The organism is Desulfosarcina sp. (genome assembly GCF_046496365.1).
In the GTDB taxonomy this organism is placed as follows: Bacteria; Desulfobacterota; Desulfobacteria; order Desulfobacterales; family Desulfosarcinaceae; genus Desulfosarcina.
This window is the reverse complement of record NZ_JAWOHB010000161.1, coordinates 1-17,242: the sequence shown is the minus strand read 5'-3', so window position 1 is coordinate 17,242 and position 17,242 is coordinate 1. Positions and strand designations below refer to the sequence as shown.

The following is a 17,242-nucleotide window of genomic DNA, read 5'->3' as shown; positions in this document are numbered from 1 at the left end:
ATTGAAGGCCCTGATGAAAGTCGACCGCCCTGAAAGGGTACCCCCGTTAAACCCCCCGATCCCGATCCGGCCAGATCACTTTGTGCAATTGTACCTGCAGCCTGGCCTTGATCCGGTCGTCCAGCATCCAGCGGGCCAGGCAATCCGGCGATAATAGGCCGGACACCGCCGAAAAGAGGACACGATCCGGTAGCAGCGATGCCGGCAAAAGGGAAAGCATCTGTTCAGCAAAAAGGAAATCGTCATGGTCACCGATGACAAATTTTACCTGGTCATTGGCGGTGAGCCGTTTCAGGTTACCCGGATCGTTCATCGCCTGCTCCCCGCTGGACGGGCATTTGATGTCCATGATCCGGCTGCATCGGCGATTCACCCGGTCGATGTTCAGTGAACCGTTGGTTTCCATCAATACCTGGTAATCCGACGCAAGCAAATCTTCCACCAGCACAGGCGTGCCCTGCTGAACCAGAGGCTCCCCACCGGTAATTTCAACCAGGCTGCAGTCGAAATTTTGTATCTTTTCAAGAATCTGCGGCACGGTCATCACCGTGCCATCATCATAGGCATATTCGGTGTCGCAGTAGCTGCAGCGCAGGTTGCAGCCGGTCAAACGGACAAATACGCAGGGCAGCCCCGCATACACGGATTCGCCTTGGATACTGTAAAAGATTTCATTTACCTTGAGGTTCATGGTATTGCCTGTTTTATCGATTTTCAATCGAGGAAGATCTATATCAAGGCGCCACCGGTTAGTAAACAGCCCGTTGCCAGGAAGACAATAGGTTGAAGATGCACATTTACCGTCTCGAAAATGTTGTTCAGCCCTATGAATGGGGATCGAACACCGCCATCGCCGATATGCTGGGTCGGCCCAGCCCCTCTCCGGAACCCCAGGCGGAACTGTGGATGGGCACCCACCCCAAAGGTTCGTCCATGGTGGTTGCCGGTGACCAAAAAATCCCGCTTCAGCAGCTGATCGACAGGCAGCCCGTTGGCATTCTCGGCCGTGATGCCTCCATGCGGTACGGCAATGTCCTGCCCTACCTGTTCAAGGTGTTGGCCGCCGCCCGGCCGCTGTCCATTCAGGCTCACCCCGGAAAACGCCAGGCGATAGAGGGGTTTGCAAGGGAAAATCGTCAAGGAAAGGCCGTGGATGCGCCGGACCGCAATTATCGGGATGACAACCACAAACCGGAAATTATCTGCGCCCTGACCCCCTTTTGGGGATTGAACGGATTCCGGCCGGCGGCAGCAGTTGTCGATCTGTTGGCGCCGGTATGCCCCACCGCCCTCGACGATGCATTCCAGGATCTGAAAAGGCGGCAGGGCAAAGGGTTCAGAAATTTTTTCGCGGTCATGATGACACTTAGCGCTGAAAAACGGAAGGCTGCGGCCCGGGAGGTTCTGGATAAGGCCGGGCCACTGGCGGACGAATCCCCGATCTACCAGTGGATGGTCAATCTGGCCTGCGCCTATCCGGCGGATATGGGCGTCTTGTCTCCGGCGCTGTTGAACCTGATCCGCCTTGAACCCGGACAGGCCATGTTCCTGCCCGCCGGTCAACTTCATGCCTACCTGGATGGGGTGGGAATCGAACTGATGGCCAATTCGGACAATGTGCTCCGGGGAGGGTTGACCCCCAAGCATGTGGATGTCCCGGACCTGCTCAGCGTTGTCCGCTTTGAGGAGACATCAATCAAGATTCTCGAGCCCGGTCCGACGGGGCCGGCTGAATCCGGCTACGACTGCCCGGCGGAGGAGTTTTCACTCACCGTCATTCGGCCCTCGAACGCGCAGCCATATATTTCCCGTTCAATCAGAAATGTGGAGATGCTCTTGTGTACAGCCGGAGGAGGACAAATTGAATATAGGGGTCACAAGGAGGAGCACCTCACTGTGAAAAGGGGGGACAGTTTCCTGGTCCCTGCCGGCCTTGAAGCGTATACCATTGACGGCAACCTCACCGTTTACAAAGCGGCCGTTCCACTTTTGCGTCCATCGTCGAAGGCTTCGCAAGCAATCAAGATAGATGGATGCAGATGCTGAGCAACTGGGCTGCTGGTGATGCCGTTATCGATAATTATCCGCATCACGGGCAAACGCCTCGAAGTCTTTTTCCTGAAGGAAGGTGGAGATCAGGGCGGCCAGGGCATCGGCCGTGTCCACCCGATACCGGCCCTTATCATCTGTGCCGGCTTTCTTTTTTGAATGGGCCACCACCGCCTGGAGGGATGCCGCGGACAGCTCAATATTGACGTGAACCCTTACCAACGGGCTGATTTCCGACATGGTTAAACCTCCACGGTTAAACCTCGCTTGTTGCCGGTTGTGCCGGCACCTGCTTTTCAATGGTTAGGATGCGGGCTATGGACAGCGTTCCCAGATCTGGTTGGGGCTGACCGGGTCCAGTTTTCTGCGGAAGGTCGGAAAGCCGGGTGAAAAAATTGCGGAAAAAACGGCCCTGGCGATCAATACCCACCACCACCTGGTCGATGAGTTTTTTGGGAAGTTGGGCGACGGCATTTTTTGTGATCCAGATTTCCCCCTTACCGGCAACGGCGGACAGGCGGGAAGACTGATCAAAGGTGCCGCCGGGGACCATGGATTCCATGCAGCCGGTGGGATCTGGTGTGGTCATTTCATCCGCTCCGTGACTGATGCCCATGTTCAAGTGGATCTCATCCGCCCATCCCTGCTGAGCCTTGAGCTCTTCTTCCATGGCCTGCATCTGCCGGTTCATTCGGGTCGCGCAGCAGATGGCGCTGAAGATGGGGTTTCTACCGGCGCTTTCGGTAAACATATAATCGATTTGCGCACCGTTGCAGCCGGCCCGTTTGCCGCCGAAGGACCTGACGACACGATCACCTTCATCCCGGATTCGATGCATCAATTTGAAGAAAATCTCGGGGAGCATGGTGTCGGCGATGCGGTGAGAATCGTTGAGCCGTGCTGACAATATGCAGATCGTATTTTTTTCATCCACAGGTCCGATGTCACCGACGACAGATGACGCAGCCCCGTCGACGGGCACTGCGGTGTGCCATGGATCCTTCCGGAGCAGAAAGAGCGTCCCTTCCTTGAATTCCAGTCCGAAAATGCGCAGAGGTGGATCGGTGGCCGCGTCATTTCGTCCGACGATGCAGCTGTCCACAAGAAACGGGTGGATCGCAGGGGCAAAGGCGGTCTCGTCACCGGTGGCGGGGAGGTGATTCTTGGAGATAAGGACGGTTTGCCTATCAAATGTATCTCGGTCGGTTGAGCGGCGCAACAGGATATAGACAAATGAAAAAAACGCCTGCCAGTTGTCAATCGAGGCCTTGATGGCCGGTCTGAGCAGCAGGTCGAAGATGTTACGTGTCGGTGCGGATCTCAACTCCACGGCCAGGGCGTGGGAAAATGCATCGGTGCCGATGGGGTTCATCCACAGGACCGAGAGTTTTTTGTCCACAAAAAAGGACGGCGCCTCAATTTGGTCGGGTGAAAGGCAAAGCGGACCAAATATCGCTTGGGCGGTTCGGGACGATTCACGTTCAGAACCGTGTGTATCGGTGGGTTCGAATCGACTGTCGGATGGTTCAACGGGCGATGTGGTTTCCGATGCGGGCTGACCCGGCGAGGCTTTGGCACATGCTTTGAATTGTTCCGCGATTTCATCCATGGGGTGACCGGAGGGTCCGTTATGCTCTGGCATGCGGGCGTGTTCCTGTGTGGTATTGGCAGTGTATTGAGATCCGTTTATCCGGGAATTGGAGAAAATCGTCAAGGAAAAAGAGTGCTGAACCTCAAGCATGGTTCCAGCACCATGGGCATCTGATTGCCGGTCAACGCGCATACATTTGAACTTGAGCCCGGGCCTGCTGAGGATTAAAAGACATGCCGGACGCACATAAAATCAGGCACCCCGATCACAACGGGCCGCCTGATTTTTTTATCGGTAACCGTTGATTAGCCGGCAGAACCGACCATCATTTTTCGAAGGACGCAGGGAAGAATCCCACCGTTTTTAAAATATTCCACATCCACCTCCGTATCCAGCCGGGATGTGACCGTAAAAATGATTTTGCCGCCATCCGTCCTGACGGCCTGGACGGAGAGCGGTTTTCGGGGTGTCATGCTATCGATTCCAGAGATAGTGAAAGTTTCTGTACCATCCAGCCCAAGGCTTTGGGCGCTTTCCCCGTCGGCAAACACCAGGGGAAGTACCCCCATGCCCACCAGGTTGTTGCGGTGGATGCGTTCATAGGATTGGGCGATGACAGCCTTGATGCCCAGCAGGGTGGTGCCCTTGGCGGCCCAGTCCCGGGAGGAGCCGGTGCCGTATTCCTTGCCGCCCAGTACGATCAACGGGGTGCCTTCTTTCTCGTAGGCCATGGCCGCGTCGTAGTTGAACATTTCCTTCTTCTCTGGGAATTTCAAGGTGATGCTGCCCTGTTTGGGGTCAACCAGCTGGTTTTTGATGCGGATATTGCCGAAGGTGCCGCGCATCATTACCTCATGGTTGCCCCGGCGGGACCCGTAGGAGTTGAACTGGTCCCGGTCGACACCGTTTTCGATCAGGTACTGTCCGGCCGGATAATCTTGGGGAATGGCGCCGGCCGGCGAGATATGGTCGGTCGTGACCGTGTCTCCCAGCAGCAGAAAGACACGGGCGTCGGTGATATCTCCCGAGGGCTGCGGAGTCAGAGAGAATCCATCGAAATAGGGCGGGTTTTTGATATAGGTGGATGCGTTGTTCCAGGCAAAGGTGGTGCTTTCGGCGATGTCGAGGGCCTCCCAGAAGCGATCGCCGTCGAAGATGCGGGCATACTCCTTTTCGTAAAATTCCTTTTTAACATGGGCTTTGGCCAGGTTGTCGATCTGGTCGTTTGACGGCCACAGATCCTCCAGGTAAACGGGCTCGCCGTTGGGGTCGATGCCCACCGGTTCCAGGGTCAGGTCGATATCCACCCGTCCGGCCAGCGCAAATATGACCACGAGCATGGGTGATGCCAGGAAATTGGACTTGATGCTCTGGTGGATGCGGGCCTCGAAATTGCGGTTGCCGGAAAGCACGGCGGCCACGTTCAAATCGTTTTTCCTGATGACTGCCTCGATGTCGGGATGCAGCGGGCCGCTGTTGCCGATACAGGTGGTACAGCCGAAAGCGGCCAGATGAAAGCCCAGGGCGTTGAAGTAGGGAACCAGGCCGGCCGCCTCCAGATAATCCATGACCACTTTGGATCCCGGGGCCAGGGAGGTTTTAACAAAGGGAGGCACCTTGAGGCCCCTGGCGACTGCGTTTTTAGCGATGAGGCCGGCGCCCATGAGTACGTGGGGATTGGATGTGTTGGTGCATGAGGTGATGGCGGCGATGACGATGTTGCCGTCCCCGATTTTCAACGGGCGGCCGTTGAGCTCCATGTCGAACTGGCGCGGGGTCACCGGGCGGCAGCGCTTGGCACGAACGGTTTTGCTTCCGGATTCATCGTGAAATTCCGATATGTGTTTGATCTCGGTATTCCGGTCATATTCACAACCGAGGATGTCGGCAAACGTCTTCTTTAGAGCAGGCAGTGAGATGCGGTCCTGGGGACGGGCGGGGCCGGCCAGGGATGGCACGACGGTCGCCAGATCAAGCTCCACCACCTGGGTGAATTCCGGATCCGTTTCGCCGGTGTAGAACATGCCGGTAGCTTTGGAATAGGCCTCGACCAGCCGGGCGCGATCGCCCCTGCCGGTCAGTTCGAGATAGTCAAGGGTCTTCTCATCAACCGGGAAAAAACCCAGGGTGGCGCCGTACTCCGGAGTCATGTTGGCAATGGTGGCCCGGTCGGTAACCGACAGGCTTTTCATCCCGGGGCCGAAATATTCCACGAATTTTTCTACGACATTCACCTTTCTCAACATCTCGGTGATGGTTAGAACCAGATCCGTTGCGGTTACCCCCGCGTTCAGAACGCCGGTGAGCTTCACGCCGATCACCTCGGGAATGGACATGTAGTAGGGCTGGCCCAGCATGACCGCCTCGGCTTCGATGCCGCCCACGCCCCACCCCATCACGCCGATGCCGTTGATCATGGGCGTGTGGGAATCGGTTCCCACCAGGGTGTCCGGATAGGCGATCGTCTGGTCCCCTTCATCCTGGGTGATGACCACCCGGCCGAGATTTTCAAGGTTCACCTGGTGGCAGATGCCTGAGTTGGGTGGCACCACCTTGAAATTGGAAAAGTTTTTCTGGGCCCACTTGAGCAGTTCATACCGTTCGCTGTTGCGGCTGTATTCCAGCGCCACATTTTTTTCCAGGGAGTCGTCGGTGCCAAAATAGTCCACCTGGATGGAGTGATCCACCACCAGTTCCGTGGGAACCAGGGGATTGACCCGTGCGGGATCCTTGCCCAGCGCCTTTACCGCATCGCGCATGGCGGCCAGGTCCACCACCGCCGGTACGCCGGTGAAGTCCTGCATGAGCACGCGTGCAGGGTGATACGGGATCTCCACCGGCGCCTCGTAGGTCTTTTGCCAGCGGACGATACTAATCAGGTCCGCTTCGGTGACTACCCGACCGTCGAGTTTTCGCAACAGGTTCTCCACCAGGATTTTGATGGAAAAGGGCAGTTTTTCAACTGATGCCCCGATGTCGGCGGCAAATTGATTGAAGTCAAAGATGGTGACGGTTTTTGCATCGATTTGGAGGGGCTTTGCGTAATCCGTGTTTTTCATGGCAAGGTCCTTTTCGGGGTTGAATGGAACTTGGAAATGATCGAATGAATAAAAAAGGAACGAAAGGTCTGGAACGGTTTTATTTTGCGAAATGGGGATCGGCAATGGATCCGTCAGGTTTTTCTAAAGTAAAGAAAATCGATGGGCAGGGCAAGAAAAAAAGGAGAATAAACATAACGCAGATATCGGATTATTACGGGGCCGCCATGATCATCCTTGACAAAAGCCCACCCATGGACGATGTGGAGGGCCCTGTTGAAAAATCGTCAGGAAGGCTGAAACCAATGCTTATCATGCAAAAAGGTTCTATATGACCGTCAAGAAAAAAGAGATCATCGAATGCGATGTTATCGATGTGGCCTTTGGTGGAAAGGGGCTGGCCAAGATTGATGGCTTGGCTGTTTTCATCGATCAGACAGTTACCGGTGACCGGGTAGCCGCCCGCATTGTCAGGAAGAAACGCAACTACGCCGAAGCCGTCATTCAGGAGATGCTGACCCCGTCGCCCATGCGCGTGGAGGCACCTTGTCCTTACAGCGGATATTGCGGTGGATGCAAGTGGCAGTTCATTGATTATTCCTACCAGACCGCCTTAAAACGTCGCCACGTCGCTGAATCACTGGAACATATCGCACTGATCAACGGGACCACGGTGCATTCGACGCTGCCGTCGGACGAAGTTTTCGGATACCGCAACAAGATGGAGTTTTCATGCTCGGATCGGCGCTGGCTGATGCCCCATGAAATGGGCACCGACGTGGACCTCGGATTCGCCTTGGGACTGCATGTCCCCGGCACCTTCCACAAGGTTCTGGATACCCAGGCGTGCCTGTTGCAGCCGGAAGCGGGAAACCGCATCCTGGATGCTGTACGCAGCCATATGCGCGCCTCTGGTCAACCGGTTTACGGCCTGCGCACCCACGAAGGATTCTGGCGCTTTCTCATGCTGCGGCACTCGGTGGCCTGTGACCAGTGGATGGTCAATATCGTCACTGCCAGCGAGGACCGCTCTGCGGTCAAACCTCTGGCAGATATGCTTTTGGCCCAGTTTCCCGAAGTGGCCTCTGTCGTCAACAACATCACAGCCAGGCGCTCGGGTGTGGCCATCGGTGAGCGCGAAATCCTCCTGGCCGGTGCGCCGGTGTTGACCGACCGCATCGGTGCTTTTGAATTCGAGATCTCAGCCAACTCCTTTTTCCAGACCAATACCCGCAGTGCCCGGAAATTATATGCAACCGTGGGTCAATTTTCAGGGCTCGAGGGGCACGAAACGGTGCTTGATCTCTATTGCGGCACCGGAACCATTGCCACATGGCTGGCCGGACAGGCCCGTGAAGTCATCGGTCTTGAAATGGTGGAAAGCGCCGTGGCCGATGCTCAGAAGAATTGTCGAACCAACGGCATCGCCAACTGCCGGTTCATTCTCGGAGATATCAGGCATACATTGCCAACCATCGAAGCGATTCCAGATCTTGTGGTAATCGATCCGCCCCGCGCCGGTATGCACAAGGATGTGCTCAAGCAGGTGCTGATACTGGCAGCGGAAAAGATTGTCTACGTTTCCTGCAACCCTGCCACCATGGCCAGGGATATGCTGGAGCTCAAGGCGTCGTATAACGTCGAAGAAGTCCAGCCGGTTGACATGTTTCCCCACACCTTTCACATTGAATCGGTGGCCAGGCTATCAAGAAAAAGGACTTGATACCCATTTGGAAAAGAGTTGTTAATTCAAGTTAACTGCGTTAATGAATTTAACCGCAATAGTGGAATTCCGGATCGGATGGCGCCATTGACTCAACGACAACCTGGATTCGCGGGAGCCCATGCATGTCGACTTTTCAGAAGTTACGGAAAGAGGAGCGCGAAACACGAAAAAGCCTCATTGTCGATGCTGCCATGGAACTGTTCAGCCAGAAGGAATTTCATCAGATCGGCATGCGCGACATCGCTAAACGGGCCGGCATATCGGCGGCGGCCATTTATCGGTATTTCCCCAGTCGTGACGATGTTTTTGTTGAAGCCCTGGTCCGGCACATGAAAGTGGTGGAAGGGCTGTTTGAAAAAAGTGTCGCCCAGGGCCGTACCTCGCTGGAAGAGCTCGCCATGGGCAGCGTGGACTATCTGCTGGAGAATGAGTCCGTATTTCAGATGATGGGGCATTTCATGATTACCGGACAGATCCAGCCAAAAGCCCTGGAGCGCTACAATACCATGCAACGCAGTTTTCTCGACATATTGGAAAAGGTGAACAACCAGACCGATATCGGAATGAACAGCCGTTTGGTTACCCACGCCATTTATGCATCCGTTACCGGCGTGGTCATGTCCTTTAAAAATTATCCCGGGCGTTCCCAACAAGAGATCAAACGTCACATCCACCGGCTGGTTCGAATCATCAGCAGCGTGTTCGCTACCGGAAAAATTCCTGAAAATCTGCGTGAGTTGACAGGGCCGGAAATTGCAAGTCCCCCCGCAGCAGAATCCTGACGTCCCAGCATTGACACTGGCATGCCTTTATCTACGATCCAGTTCTCAAGCGGTTTAGGCAGACTGGGAAGAAAGCGAGACCGGTAAGCATGGACATGCAAGACGATGCTGAAAAAAGCCGCACCCGACTTAAAAAAGAGGCGGCCGCCCTTCAAAAAATTGGTGCGAAGCTGGTCACGCTTTCCGATGACCAGCTAGACCGTATGAACTTGCCCCTGCGCCTGAGGGAGGCGATCGAAGCTGTCCGGTCGATGCGCGCCCATGGCGCCCGGCGGCGTCAAATGCAGTATATTGGTTCGGTTATGCGCAGCGTGGATGTTGAGCCCATTCAGCAGGCGCTCCTTGAGATCGAGCAGGGCGCCTATCTGCAGGCCAGGGAATTTCATTGCTTTGAGCGCTGGCGGGATCAGCTGATGGCCGGAGATGAAACTGTTTTTGAAGAAATTCTGGAAAACTTTCCCCATGCGGACCGCCAGCGCCTGGGTCAGCTGGTGCGCAGCGCCCGCAAGGAATATGAAAAAGAGGCGCCGCCCAAATCTGCGCGCAATTTGTTTCGCTATCTCAAAGGCCTCAGCAGAGAATAATCGCCTCAGTATTCACCGGTTGGCTGTTTAAGCAATAAGCCTAAAACGCACCCAGCTGGCATTTTGAAATTTTGATTCCCATGGCCTCACAGGCTGACGATATTTCCAGTTTTGTCAGACCCATCTTTTTGGCCACCTCCCAGGCTGCCAGGCAGCTGATACGGTCGCCATCCATGGCCGTGCGGATGGCGGTCCTGAGATTGTTCGTCACCATGGCAGCCGGCTTTACCACCTTTTTCTTTTTCAAACCATAACCGAACAGCCCCAGTTGACATCGGCGGATTCTTTTTTCAAGCAGGTCGATGGTCATGCCCACATCATGCGGCGGACAAGCCTGTTTTTTGGCAATGGCATGGGCTGCCGCGCAGGTAATTTGACCCGCTTTCTCCTTCTCGGCGATAGCGGCGGCAAGGGCTTTGTCGATCTTTCCGCCGGGGTGCTTGGCCGCGTAATGTCCGGCATCTTCATGTGCCATGGAAAACCTCTTCTGAGTTAGATGGTGATCAAACGGTGGCAATGCCCGGTCCTCTCGGCGTTTCCAGTTTGAGTCGGGGGAAGCATCGCCGTCACCAACCACCTTAGCGCTTGTTTTTAATTCCGGCAAGTACCCACTTTAGACTCCACCCCAACACCACCGGTCCGATCCCCAGCGTGACAAAGGTGGTGGCATCGTGCAGCCAGGGTTTGAAGTAAATTGCACATCCAACAGGCCAGAGAATGGACACAATGATGGCCAGTCTAAGCATCCGGGAAAACTTCCAGGCGGGGTTGCGCAGCCTTACTTTTGTCTGTGGCGGGGGTTTTGTCATCCTGGGAACCAGAAATATTCCCAGAACGATGAGTACGATTAGCAGAATTTCCTGTATTCCTGAAAACATGGGCACCTGTACCAGCCGGTAATGGGGAATTTTAAGCAAGGCGCTTTTGTAGCATAAACCCCTAGTTTAGGCAAACATTGGGGGCACGCGAGATAGGGTCCCAAATTCCCGCTGAACGCTACCGGGCCGTGGCCGAAGTGCCGGTGTTCATCCATCGGCTCAACGGACGACTATCACCGACCGCCAATTGTCAGTCAAACAGCGACAGCTGACCGGTCGGCTCTGTCAGGCCTTTTTCAGGGACGGAACCCAGTTCGTCGGCGCCCGAATGCGGCGGGATGTCGTAGGAAACCCTGAACCGGTTGGCGGTGGTCTCTTCGACCGCCCCGGGAAGTGGAATCATCAGTTCGGTCTCTTGACGGGTAATCACGGGGAATCCGTATACCTGATTGGTGTGTTTGATGATTTTGCCGCTGGCTTGACGGTCGCGGACAAACTGCCGGTGGGAATCCAACCGTTCATCTATGCGTCGGCGACCGCGATCGCTGGCCTGACCGCATTCCTCGAGAATCAGGGGTTGGAAGCTTGGGTCCAATTCGTAGCCCACACTGTTCCGGCCGGCGGCAACAGCAGCGCACACGGTGGTTCCGGTGCCCAGAAAGGGGTCAAGAACCGTATCGCCCATGACGGAAAACATGCATATCAGGCGATAGGCCAATTCAAATGGAAAGGCGCCGCTGCGCTGTCTGAGCTGTTTATCTTCGGTGCGCTGTCGCGTCCCCTTCAGGTCCATCCAGACATCGGAATACCACTGGTTGCGTTCCTCCCAGAAAAAGGCGCTTTGCCGACGGTTGGTTTTATCCGCCTGAGCAGCGAACAGCCGTTTATCTCCCTTGCGAAAAATCAGGATGTACTCGTGTTCGAGGGTTACATAGGCACCGGGTGGCATCATGCCCGACCCCATGAATTTGTTGGGCGCATTGGTTTGTTTCCGCCACAGGATGTTGGGCAGATTGGTAAAGCCGATACCACGCATATGGGACAGGATGCGGCTGTGATTGGGATAGAGGGCAAACACGTCATTGAGCGTTCGCGTGGCATCACCGATGTTGATGCAGGCGATGCCGCCGGGAACCAGCACGCGCGCCAGTTCATTCCACACCCGGTCCAACTGCTGATGCATGAGTTCAAAGGCCCGCATGCCCGTCCCGCTCTTCAGGGCACTGCTGATCGAGCGCTGACGGCTGAACAGCCCGTCCCACATCGCGATCATCGGATAGGGCGGAGAGGTCACCACCAGGTGAACGCTCTGTGAGATTACGTCGGTCATTTTTTCTGCATCGGCAAAATGGATGCGGTGTTCAGTGATCATAGGGTTTCGGGTTCCTTTTTTTAATGCTCGTTCCCTCTCATAAACCGCAACTTATTTCAATGGATGAACGCAACATCATCCTATTTCTTGTGGCTTGACTTTTTATTGATAAACAAAGCAAGATACCGCTTGTGCCCGCTTGAAAAGGCATGCGGAATCGAAGCATAACGGCGCAACCAGCAGGCGAAGGAGGCCAGAAAAAGATGCTCAAGGTGCTTGTCAGTGATCCCTTAGGGGAGGCGGGAGTGCGGCTTTTTCGAGATACTGCGGGAATCGATGTGGAGATAAAAACGGGGCTTTCTCCCCAGGAACTCGAGGAGACGATCACCGATTACGATGCACTGGTAATCCGCAGCACCACAAGGGTCACCGCGGAGATCCTCGACGCTGCAAAAAAATTGAAGGTCATCGGCCGGGCCGGCATTGGTTTAGATAATGTAGACATCCCGGTTGCCACCCGACGCGGGGTCGTTGTCATGAACACCCCCACGGGAAACGTGGTCACCACCGCAGAGCATGCCATTGCCATGATGATGGCCTTGACCCGCAACATCCCCCAAGGGACGCTTTCATTGAAGGCCGGCCGCTGGGACAAGAAAAAATTGCAAGGGCGGGAGGTGTTCGATAAAACCTTAGGGGTTATCGGTTTTGGCAAAATCGGTTCCATTGTTGCCGACCGGGCCAAGGGCCTGCGGATGCAGGTGGTGGTATACGATCCTTTTGTCGCACCCGAGCAGATCCAAAAAGCCGGTTTCGAGAGCGTTCGCCTGGATGAGCTCTACCAACGTGCTGACTATATTTCGGTTCATGTGCCCATGCTCAAGGAAACCACCGGGCTGCTGAACAAAGCTGCATTCGAAAAAATGAAGGACGGTGTGATGATCATTAACTGTGCCAGGGGGGGCATTATCAACGAGGATGACCTTCAAGAGGCAGTTAAATCAGGGAAGGTGGCTGGTGCGGCCCTGGACGTGTTTGAGACGGAACCGCCCGGCGAATGCAGCCTTTTTGAAATGGATCGGATCATTTGCACGCCGCATCTGGGCGCATCCACACAAGAGGCCCAGACCAATGTCGCTGTAGCGGTTGCCCAGCAAATCATCGACTACCTGATCAACGATACCATCATCAACGCTGTCAACGTCCCCTCCGTTGCCGGGGAACTCCTTAAAAAAATCGGACCCTATATGGCTGTGGGCGATCGCATGGGATGCTTGCAGGCCCAGTTGGCCGATGGGCCGGTAAAGGGGGTCACCATTGAATATACTGGTGATTTCAGGGGAATGGACATGGCTCCGGTTTCGACGGCCATCCTCAAGGGGCTGCTGACCCCCATGGTCAAATATGCGGTCAACTTTGTCAACGCACCGGTAGTAGCCAAGGAAATGGGCATTAAAGTCATTGAATCCACCACATCGGAGGCCGAGGACTATACCCACCTCATCACCCTGCGGGTCAGCACGGACGCAGGGGAAAATGTTGTCGCCGGCACCATCATCGGCCGCAGTGATATCAAGGTGGTAAAAATAAACAATTTCCGCCTGGAACTGGTTCCAGAAGGACATATTCTGCTGATTTTCAATCAGGACCGGCCCGGGGCAATCGGTGGCATCGGAACCACTTTGGGGCGTCACAACATCAACATCGGGCGGATGCACGTGGGGCAGGAAAAGGACGGTGAACGCAATATCATTTTTCTGCAGACCGATACGCCGGTTCCCCCGGATGTCATCGAGGATCTGCGCTCGGCGGAACTGGTCAACTCCGTGACGCCGCTGGAACTTTGATCTTCCAATCCGGTTTAAAAGCCTTGCAGGCGGGATCCCCCCTCAAGCACGCGGTTAAATAACCGGAAACCGGATCAGATTGTCACGTCGATGACGGTGTTTTTCAAAATCCCGATATGTTCAATTTCAACCTCTACCGTGTCGCCATGGCTCAGTGGTCCCACACCCGCCGGGGTGCCGGTGAGGATGATGTCGCCGGGCATGAGGGTGAAGTTTTTGGAGACGAAGGCAACGATGTCTGGAATCTTGAATATCATCTGACTGGTGTTGCCTTCCTGAACCGTCGCGCCGTTCAGCCGACAGCAGATGTTCAGATTCTGAGGATCGGGAAGATCCTGGGCCAGGACCACCTGCGGGCCGATGGGACCGAAGGTGTCCAGGGATTTTCCCCGGTACCACCCCGTGCGGTCACTATTTTGAATATTGCGTTGGCTGACGTCATTCATGCAGGTGTACCCGAAAATATGCGCCATGGCCTCAACAGGTGACACATCTTTGCACTGATCACCGATAATCAGCGCCAATTCCGCCTCGTAATCCGTCCTCAGGGTCTTGAACCCATAAGTTTTTAAAAAAGTTGGGATAACGATGGGTTGATCCGGCCCGACCAGTACATTGGGTGTCTTGGGAAAAAGCAGGGGTTCTTTGGGCACTTCATTGGTAAATCCTTGGACCTTTACCGAAACGCTCTCGGCAATGTGAGAGCGGTAGTTCAACCCCAATGCGATCAGCTTGCTCGGATTGACCGTATAGGCGTGGGAACTGTTTTTAATTGGCAGCTTGATCATGGTTGATTCTCTTTGATAACAAGGTTTAACCTATTATTTTTAAAGGCATGCATGAGTGATTCGTCGATGGTGGCCTCGTAACCGGCCAGGGTGGCGACGACCAGATGGTCCTCATCCAGAAAGGTGAAATCGGCAACCATGCTGCGATGGCTGGCGGTGATGACCGTCATCACGGCGGTAACACCGGAGACCGGGAAGGCGGGTCGATACTGTCGGTAAGTGCGGGCATAACTGGGCAGGCAAACCTTGCCGGTCTGCTCAAAACACCAGACGATGGCCATTTGAAAAGCACCGTCCAAAACCAGGGGATCGGCCATCCAACTTCCCTGAATGGGATCCTGCATCCACGCCTCGGGTTTCGGAGCGCCGGTCAGGCGTGCCGTCATGCCGTGGTCGGAAAATTCGTCGATGGCTTTGATTGCCCGCAGGTGATCACCGTGGAACAGAACTTCACCGTAAAGATCATCCAAGGGGCGGGGGTAGGCGCGGCCGCCGTTTTTTCCGTTGCCCTTGAACACCGGTGCAGCGGGTAAACGGTCAACCAACAGCGCCCTGGCACGGGAATGGATTACATCCCTGCCGTTTTTCACACCGTTTCTCAGCTCCACATCCACCTGCCAGGCGTCACCGGTTTTGCGGGCTTTTCCAGCCATGAGACGGACCAGTTTCATCTCCTCTTCGATGCGAATTCCACTGAGCAACCGGAAATCATCGATGCCATGCAATGTATACCCGGGGTTGTCCTTGAGGGCACCATGGCCGATCCACTCGGTGATCAGGGCAAAAGGTACCACCGGTTTGCCGCCGATGACATGCGATGCGAGCACCGGGTAGCGTTGAAGGTCCAATTCGCGGCGCTCCTGCAGCACCATGGGAGAATCGGTGGGTTCGGCCAATCCATCATGGGTGGTTAGCATGCTGCCGATGAGCACTTCCACGGGACCGGGATGGGGATTTTTCATTTCAGCCACCATCAGGCGGGCACCGGTTTCAATGGGGATTAATTGAAACCGCTTACCCGTGAAGGCTTTTTTTAGGGCCGGTGTCACCATTCCGCCGTCCCACGGGCCCCAGTTGATGGCGCGGACCCGGCATTCCGGGTGTTGCAGGGATTGCAGCCGGGCAATCTTGTTCAGCGCTTCGTTGGCCATGGCATAGTCGCACTGGCCGCTGTTTCCCGTACGGGCGCTGACCGATGAAAACAGGACTAAATGGCGGAGGTTATCCCTTTTGGTGACGGACAGCAGATTCTTGAGTCCATTGACCTTGGTGGCGTAAACCTGACGAAACTGCTGGACGGTCTTGTCCACGATCAAGCGATCATGCAGCACTCCGGCGCCATGAATCAGTCCGGCAATCGGGCCCATCTGGCTCCTGATGGCGCCGATGGCCGCATTCAGGCGGTCATGATCGGTCACGTCCGCGCTGAAATACCCGGCCTTAACCCCCGAGGCCTTAAGTGCGCCAATGCGATGTGCAATCGACAGATTTGCCGCCTGTCTTCGAAATTCCGTTTCAAGGTCCTGGGGTGTGGGTTTGGATCCGGTGAACGCATTTTTAAGGATGGCCCTTTTCATGTCTGCTTCGCCATCGGTCCCAATCAACCAGGCGGGAACCGCAAACGGGGGGGACGATCGGCCCACCAGGGCAATCGAAACGCCTGTAGCCCGCGCCAGGTGGAGGGCGCAGGCCGCGGTTACGCCGCGGGCGCCGCCGGTGACCACAACCACATCGTTTTCGTCAAGGTGGATCGGGCCATCGGCGATCTGGACAGGAACCGGCATCAAGGTGAACCGCTGATCAGCGCCCAACCCGATTTCAACCGGATCATGGGCGCTGACGCTCGACAACTCGGTAATGACCCGTTGGGCGGCTTTTTCCGGGTCTGTAAAATCAGGTGCAAGGTCAATGGCCCGGCAGATCACCGCGTTCCATTCCAGGGCGGCCGTTTTGACCAGTCCCGCCAGGGATCCCTGTTCCGGATTGTCAAAGGCGCTGCCGGTGAAACCGAAGGCCCCATCCATGCGGGTGATAGCGGCAAACAGCGCATCACCCCTGGTTGATGCGTTCAACAGCTCAGCGGCGGCGTGTTTTGCCGCCAGAAAAGCGCGCTCCGGGTCGGTCCACCCGCATAGAATCAGACCCGCCGCACCGGTAAACACGCCTGGACGCTCAGCCGCATCCGATGACAACAAACGGGCCGGGATATTCCTTTCCGCCAACTGTTTGACCAGGGATCCGGCCAGGGCGGGCTCTCCGGCTAACACCCCGACCCAGCAATCCGGTGCAATCCGCAGCGAGCGGCCTTGCGGTTTGGGCGTTTGGACGACCTCAATGATCTGACGGGGAATCGCCTCCGGCGCAGAGGCGTGGGCGTGTCCCATTGAAACCGGGGGACAGGTGTGGGTATCATCGGTCGATGTCGCACCCGCCTCCGAGAGATATTGGCCGATCTGGCCCAGGGTTTTTAGGCTGCCCACCATGTCCGGGGTGACCGGGGGCAGGTGGGGCATTTTCGCTTCCATGGCGGAAAGGATCTCGACCCGCTTGATGGAATCGATGCCCAGATCCGCTTCGATATCCATGTCCAGCCCCAGCATGTCTTCCGGGTAGCCGGTCAGCTCGGAAACGATGTCGATCAGGACTTTAGTAATGTCGACGCATGCGGCAACCTCCGAAGCGTTCGCTTCATAAGGGCTGTTGGTTG

General features: G+C 55.7%; 15 protein-coding genes. 6 read left to right on the top strand and 9 right to left on the bottom strand.

The genetic code is table 11. The features are described from left to right. Nucleotides 1–46: 46 nt before the first annotated feature. Entirely contained in the window at nt 47–691 is a 645-nt protein-coding gene (locus tag R6V78_RS16445) for a radical SAM protein (RefSeq protein ID WP_410290468.1), read from the bottom strand. 98 nt (nt 692–789) lie between these two features. Between R6V78_RS16445 and manA the strand changes: the two genes are divergently transcribed. Next, complete coding sequence (manA, locus tag R6V78_RS16440; protein WP_410290527.1) at nt 790–2,046, top strand: mannose-6-phosphate isomerase, class I; 1,257 nt, start codon at nt 790–792, stop codon at nt 2,044–2,046. A 24-nt stretch (nt 2,047–2,070) separates the two neighbouring features. Here manA and R6V78_RS16435 read toward each other — a convergent pair whose 3' ends face one another. The 3 genes from R6V78_RS16435 to acnA all read right to left on the bottom strand — a co-directional run bounded on the left by R6V78_RS16435 (nt 2,071) and on the right by acnA (nt 6,699). Then, nucleotides 2,071–2,289 (bottom strand): hypothetical protein, encoded by a 219-nt coding sequence (locus tag R6V78_RS16435; protein WP_410290467.1) that lies wholly within the window; start codon nt 2,287–2,289, stop codon nt 2,071–2,073. Nucleotides 2,290–2,305: 16 nt separating this feature from the next. Further along, on the bottom strand, nt 2,306–3,691 hold the full coding sequence (locus R6V78_RS16430; protein ID WP_410290466.1) for a hypothetical protein: 1,386 nt from the start codon (nt 3,689–3,691) through the stop codon (nt 2,306–2,308). Nucleotides 3,692–3,945: 254 nt separating this feature from the next. Continuing rightward, on the bottom strand, nt 3,946–6,699 hold the full coding sequence (acnA, locus tag R6V78_RS16425; protein ID WP_410290465.1) for an aconitate hydratase AcnA: 2,754 nt from the start codon (nt 6,697–6,699) through the stop codon (nt 3,946–3,948). 44 nt (nt 6,700–6,743) lie between these two features. On the opposite strand from acnA, the gene R6V78_RS16420 reads away from it, so the two are divergent. The 4 genes from R6V78_RS16420 to yjgA all read left to right on the top strand — a co-directional run bounded on the left by R6V78_RS16420 (nt 6,744) and on the right by yjgA (nt 9,770). Continuing rightward, nucleotides 6,744–7,013: a hypothetical protein gene (locus R6V78_RS16420; protein WP_410290464.1), complete on the top strand. Its 270-nt coding sequence runs from the start codon at nt 6,744–6,746 to the stop codon at nt 7,011–7,013. Further along, on the top strand, nt 7,010–8,401 hold the full coding sequence (gene rlmD / locus R6V78_RS16415) for a 23S rRNA (uracil(1939)-C(5))-methyltransferase RlmD (RefSeq protein ID WP_410290463.1): 1,392 nt from the start codon (nt 7,010–7,012) through the stop codon (nt 8,399–8,401). Before R6V78_RS16420 ends, rlmD begins: the two co-directional genes overlap by 4 nt. A gap of 125 nt (nt 8,402–8,526) precedes the next feature. Next, complete coding sequence (locus R6V78_RS16410; RefSeq protein WP_410290462.1) at nt 8,527–9,186, top strand: TetR/AcrR family transcriptional regulator; 660 nt, start codon at nt 8,527–8,529, stop codon at nt 9,184–9,186. A 95-nt stretch (nt 9,187–9,281) separates the two neighbouring features. After that, nucleotides 9,282–9,770: a ribosome biogenesis factor YjgA gene (gene yjgA / locus R6V78_RS16405; RefSeq protein WP_410290461.1), complete on the top strand. Its 489-nt coding sequence runs from the start codon at nt 9,282–9,284 to the stop codon at nt 9,768–9,770. Between the two features lie 40 nt (nt 9,771–9,810). Here yjgA and R6V78_RS16400 read toward each other — a convergent pair whose 3' ends face one another. The 3 genes from R6V78_RS16400 to R6V78_RS16390 all read right to left on the bottom strand — a co-directional run bounded on the left by R6V78_RS16400 (nt 9,811) and on the right by R6V78_RS16390 (nt 11,960). After that, the gene (locus R6V78_RS16400; RefSeq protein WP_410290460.1) at nt 9,811–10,245 is read right to left on the bottom strand and encodes a hypothetical protein; all 435 of its coding nucleotides are present in this window, start codon (nt 10,243–10,245) and stop codon (nt 9,811–9,813) included. Between the two features lie 103 nt (nt 10,246–10,348). Further along, entirely contained in the window at nt 10,349–10,648 is a 300-nt protein-coding gene (locus R6V78_RS16395; RefSeq protein WP_410290459.1) for a hypothetical protein, read from the bottom strand. A 190-nt stretch (nt 10,649–10,838) separates the two neighbouring features. Beyond that, nucleotides 10,839–11,960 (bottom strand): DNA-methyltransferase, encoded by a 1,122-nt coding sequence (locus R6V78_RS16390; protein WP_410290458.1) that lies wholly within the window; start codon nt 11,958–11,960, stop codon nt 10,839–10,841. Nucleotides 11,961–12,163: 203 nt separating this feature from the next. Here R6V78_RS16390 and serA point away from each other — a divergent pair, with 203 nt between their 5' ends. Continuing rightward, on the top strand, nt 12,164–13,747 hold the full coding sequence (gene serA / locus R6V78_RS16385) for a phosphoglycerate dehydrogenase (protein WP_410290457.1): 1,584 nt from the start codon (nt 12,164–12,166) through the stop codon (nt 13,745–13,747). A 74-nt stretch (nt 13,748–13,821) separates the two neighbouring features. On the opposite strand, the gene R6V78_RS16380 is transcribed toward serA, so the two are convergent. After that, nucleotides 13,822–14,535 carry a fumarylacetoacetate hydrolase family protein gene (locus R6V78_RS16380; RefSeq protein ID WP_410290456.1) on the bottom strand — a complete coding sequence of 238 codons (714 nt, stop codon included), beginning with the start codon at nt 14,533–14,535 and terminating at the stop codon, nt 13,822–13,824. Continuing rightward, nucleotides 14,532–17,242 (bottom strand): SDR family NAD(P)-dependent oxidoreductase (locus tag R6V78_RS16375; protein WP_410290455.1); only part of this gene is annotated, 2,711 nt, incomplete at its 5' end. The genes R6V78_RS16380 and R6V78_RS16375, both read right to left, overlap by 4 nt.

Excerpts from the sequence above, each read along its gene's own strand:
- R6V78_RS16445 (WP_410290468.1), bottom strand. The coding sequence starts at position 691 with ATGAACCTCAAGGTAAATGAAATCTTTTACAGTATCCAAGGCGAATCC.
- manA (WP_410290527.1), top strand. The coding sequence starts at position 790 with ATGCACATTTACCGTCTCGAAAATGTTGTTCAGCCCTATGAATGGGGA.
- R6V78_RS16435 (WP_410290467.1), bottom strand. The coding sequence starts at position 2,289 with ATGTCGGAAATCAGCCCGTTGGTAAGGGTTCACGTCAATATTGAGCTG.
- R6V78_RS16430 (WP_410290466.1), bottom strand. The coding sequence starts at position 3,691 with ATGCCAGAGCATAACGGACCCTCCGGTCACCCCATGGATGAAATCGCG.
- acnA (WP_410290465.1), bottom strand. The coding sequence starts at position 6,699 with ATGAAAAACACGGATTACGCAAAGCCCCTCCAAATCGATGCAAAAACC.
- R6V78_RS16420 (WP_410290464.1), top strand. The coding sequence starts at position 6,744 with ATGAATAAAAAAGGAACGAAAGGTCTGGAACGGTTTTATTTTGCGAAA.
- rlmD (WP_410290463.1), top strand. The coding sequence starts at position 7,010 with ATGACCGTCAAGAAAAAAGAGATCATCGAATGCGATGTTATCGATGTG.
- R6V78_RS16410 (WP_410290462.1), top strand. The coding sequence starts at position 8,527 with ATGTCGACTTTTCAGAAGTTACGGAAAGAGGAGCGCGAAACACGAAAA.
- yjgA (WP_410290461.1), top strand. The coding sequence starts at position 9,282 with ATGCAAGACGATGCTGAAAAAAGCCGCACCCGACTTAAAAAAGAGGCG.
- R6V78_RS16400 (WP_410290460.1), bottom strand. The coding sequence starts at position 10,245 with ATGGCACATGAAGATGCCGGACATTACGCGGCCAAGCACCCCGGCGGA.
- R6V78_RS16395 (WP_410290459.1), bottom strand. The coding sequence starts at position 10,648 with ATGTTTTCAGGAATACAGGAAATTCTGCTAATCGTACTCATCGTTCTG.
- R6V78_RS16390 (WP_410290458.1), bottom strand. The coding sequence starts at position 11,960 with ATGATCACTGAACACCGCATCCATTTTGCCGATGCAGAAAAAATGACC.
- serA (WP_410290457.1), top strand. The coding sequence starts at position 12,164 with ATGCTCAAGGTGCTTGTCAGTGATCCCTTAGGGGAGGCGGGAGTGCGG.
- R6V78_RS16380 (WP_410290456.1), bottom strand. The coding sequence starts at position 14,535 with ATGATCAAGCTGCCAATTAAAAACAGTTCCCACGCCTATACGGTCAAT.